This window comes from Acidimicrobiales bacterium, assembly GCA_036270875.1.
Taxonomy (GTDB): Bacteria; Actinomycetota; Acidimicrobiia; order Acidimicrobiales; family AC-9; genus AC-9.
In genome coordinates this window covers 1-3402 of record DATBBR010000027.1, presented here as the reverse complement: position 1 = coordinate 3402, position 3402 = coordinate 1, and the positions used below count along the sequence as shown (strand labels likewise).

General features: G+C 70.7%; 5 protein-coding genes. 3 read left to right on the top strand and 2 right to left on the bottom strand.

Annotated features, from left to right (window positions below):
* Both VH112_02590 and VH112_02585 read left to right on the top strand, forming a co-directional pair.
* Positions 1-568 (top strand): signal peptidase II (locus tag VH112_02590; GenBank protein HEX4539106.1); only part of this gene is annotated, 568 nt, incomplete at its 5' end.
* Positions 565-1527 (top strand): RluA family pseudouridine synthase, encoded by a 963-nt coding sequence (locus VH112_02585; GenBank protein HEX4539105.1) that lies wholly within the window; start codon positions 565-567, stop codon positions 1525-1527. The genes VH112_02590 and VH112_02585, both read left to right, overlap by 4 nt.
* Before the next feature lie 42 nt (positions 1528-1569).
* Here VH112_02585 and VH112_02580 read toward each other — a convergent pair whose 3' ends face one another.
* Positions 1570-2394, bottom strand: a complete 825-nt coding sequence (locus VH112_02580) for a sigma-70 family RNA polymerase sigma factor (protein HEX4539104.1) — start codon at positions 2392-2394, stop codon at positions 1570-1572.
* Between the two features lie 170 nt (positions 2395-2564).
* Here VH112_02580 and VH112_02575 point away from each other — a divergent pair, with 170 nt between their 5' ends.
* Positions 2565-3143 (top strand): histidine phosphatase family protein, encoded by a 579-nt coding sequence (locus VH112_02575; protein ID HEX4539103.1) that lies wholly within the window; start codon positions 2565-2567, stop codon positions 3141-3143.
* A 26-nt stretch (positions 3144-3169) separates the two neighbouring features.
* On the opposite strand, the gene VH112_02570 is transcribed toward VH112_02575, so the two are convergent.
* The coding region (locus tag VH112_02570; protein ID HEX4539102.1) for an Rrf2 family transcriptional regulator at positions 3170-3402 on the bottom strand (233 nt) is incomplete at its 5' end.

The following is a 3402-nucleotide window of genomic DNA, read 5'->3' as shown; positions in this document are numbered from 1 at the left end:
CCATCCCGAAGCCTCGGCTGCGTGCCCTGCCGTACGCACGCCTCTGCGTGGCGTGCAAGAGCGGGGGCCTGTCCCGGCGCTGACCACGCCACGGGTGGTGGCCTTCGCCATCGCCGTGGTCGTGGTGGTGGTGGACAGGGTGAGCACCACGCTGGCCGTCGACCATCTCCACGAGGCCCACCACGTGTGGGGCCCGTTCGGCCTGGCGCTCACCTTCAATTCCGGCTTCGCGTTCAGCCTCTTCAGCGGGCGTGCCGTCATCGTCACGGTCTTGTTGTGCCTGGGCGTCCTCGTGCTGGCGTGGGTGGTCGCACAAGTGCGCACGGTGCCGATGGCGATCGGTGCGGGCCTGGTGCTGGGCGGGGCCGTCGGGAACCTGAGCGAGCGGATCGTCGGTGGGCACGGTGGCCGGGTGCCCGACTTCATCACCCTCGACTACTGGCCGACCTTCAATTTTGCCGACGCGTGCGTCACGATCGGCGTGGTCGTGGTCGTCGTCTCGCTGTTGTTCGGGCACTCGGGTGCTGCGGGCGAGCCACGACGGGCGGACGAGGGTGGCTCCGGGTGAACCAGGGAGGAGGGGCCGAGCCGGCGGAGACAATGACGGTCGAGGTTCCGGCCACGCTGTCGGGTGTCCGGGTGGACCGGGGCGTCGCCATGGTGGCCGATGTCTCTCGGGCGGTGGCCGCCGAGCTCGTCGAGACGGGCCGGGTCCTCGTGGACGGGGCGCCGGTCACTTCGGGTCGCGTGCCGCTCCGCGAGGGAGCTCTTCTCACCGTGCAACTGCCCGAGGCCGCTTCCGCCATCCCGTCCGCCGAACCGGGGGTGCGCTTCGCAGTCGTGCACGCCGACGACGACGTCGCGGTGATCGACAAGCCGGCGGGGCTGGTCGTGCATCCGGGCGCCGGGCATGCCGAGGGCACCCTGGTCGGCGGGCTGCTGGCGGCGTTTCCCGAACTGGCGGACCTCGTGACGGCAGGGGTGTGCGCCCCGGACCGGCCCGGCATCGTGCACCGCCTCGACAAGGGCACCTCGGGCCTCCTGGCGGTCGCCCGCACCGCCGGCGCATACGAGTCTCTGGTGGCGCAGCTCGCGACGCGCACCATGGAGCGCAGGTACCTGGCGCTGGTGGCCGGGCTCGTGCACGACGACCAGGGAGAGGTGGACGCGCCGATCGGACGTTCCGTCCGGACGCCCACAAAAATGGCGATCACGCCGCGGGGAAAGGCGGCGCGCACGGCGTACCGGGTGCTCGAGCGGCGAGGTGTCGACTCCGACGCCCCAACCACGCTGCTGGAGCTCGCGCTGCAGAGCGGGCGGACGCACCAGGTGCGGGTCCACATGGCGGCGATCGGCCATCCGGTCATCGGCGACGCGCGTTATGGCCGGCCGGACAAGCGCCTCGGTGCGGGGCGGTTCTTCCTCCACGCCGGACGGCTGGCATTCGACCATCCCGTCACGGGAGCGCGTGCCGAGTTCGATGCACCGCTGCCCGGTGACCTGCAGGCCTACCTGTCCGACCGATGATCGTCAGCCGGGCCCCACGTAGTGAGGCGCCGGAGACAGCGATCAGGCGGCCTTGTGGACCCCGAGCACGTCGACGTCGCCGGAGAGCGCGGCCAGCGCCTCCTCCTCCGCTCGGCGGACCCGGCGCACGCCGACGCCGAGGCGCTCGGCTGTCGACTGCAGTGACGCGGGGGAGTCCCCGCCGAAGCCGAAGCGGAGCTGCAGCACGTCGCGCTGGAGACCCGGCAACCGCTCGACCGCGTCGCGGACACGCTCGTAGACCATCGTCTCCTCGACGTCGACGGCGAAGTCCGAGCCGTCGGGCGCCACGAGCTCACCGAGTGTGGTGGTCGACTCGAGCGCGGCCGGCTGGTCCAGCGAAGCCGTCACGCGGGCCACGTCGTCCAGCGACTCGCGCTCCTCGGCTGTCATGCCGGTCGCTTCGTCCAGCTCTTCCACCGTCGGCGCGCGGCCCAGGGTGCTGGCCAACTCCGCCTTGGTGAGCTCGAGACGCTGGATCTGCTCGCCGACCTCGAGGGGGATCCGGATCGTCCGGCCGTGCTGCTGCACAGCTCGCTGGAGGGCCTGGCGGATCCACCAGGTCGCATAAGTCGAGAAGCGGAAACCGCGCTCCCAGTCGAACTTGTCGACGGCGCGCATGAGACCGAAGGTCCCTTCCTGCACCAGGTCGGCCATGTCGACGCCCCTGTCCTGATAGCGGCGCGCCCAGTGCACGACGAGGCGCAAGTTGGCGGCGACCATTTGCTTGCGGGCAGCATCGTCGCCCGCAGCTACTCGCTTGGCCAGCTCTACCTGCTGCTCGTGGTCGGGCATGGGGAACTGGTCGAGGTCGCGCAGCATCAACCCCAAGGTGTCCGATGTGCTCACCGAGCTCTTCATTCTCGCTCCAGCCGTTTTTCGCTCGCTCTCAGTCGTACGTACCCCGGGTATCCGGGGATGAACCTGTCGGGTACAACCAGGACCGGTGCCCGATCATTCCACCGGGATGTTCGCACCTGGGCTTGCGACCTCGGGGAAGGTCGTGGTCATGTACCGCCATGGCCGGCCGATTGGTGATCGTCCGCCACGGCGCGACGCAGTGGTCCGAAAGTGGTCAACACACGGGGCGCACGGATATTCCCCTGCTCCCCGAAGGAGAGGGTCAGGCGGCAGCGGTCGGTGCCTATCTGCGGTCGGCGGGCTGGGACTTCGCCCTGGTCCTCACGAGCCCGCTGCGCCGGGCCGCCGACACCTGCCGGCTGACGGGGTTCGTGGGCGAGACGGAGCCGGACCTCGTGGAGTGGGATTACGGCGACTACGAGGGCGTCGCGTCGCGCCAGATCCGCGAGGAGAGGCCGGACTGGAGCCTCTGGGAACAGGGCGTGCCCCAGGGGGAGCGCGCGGCGGACGTCGGACGCCGCGCCGACCGGGTGATCGAGCGCACGAGGCGTCAGGGCGGCGACTCGCTCTGCGTGGCCCACGGGCACGTGCTGCGAGTGCTCACCGCCAGGTGGCTGGGGCTGCCGCCCGTCGCCGGACGTCTGTTCCTCCTCGCCGTCGGCGGCGTCAGCGTGCTCGGATGGGACGGGAACGCACCCGCCGTCGAGCTGTGGAACTTCGTGCCGGACCCCGTGTGAGGACCAGGCTGGCCGGCGTCGGCTGTTCAGACCGGGGCGGCCACGTTGCCCTGGGCCCGGTCGACCATGTCGGCCAGGCTGTAGGACTGCAGATGGGTGCGGATGACCTCGCCCACATCGGCCCAGACGGCCAGGAGCACGCATTGGCCCTCGTGATCACAGGCTCCGTTCTCGTGTGGCTCACCGAAGTCGCCGGCCGCAATCGGCCCGTCGACGGCAGAGACGATCTGGGCGAGCGAGATCTCGTCGGGCGACCGTG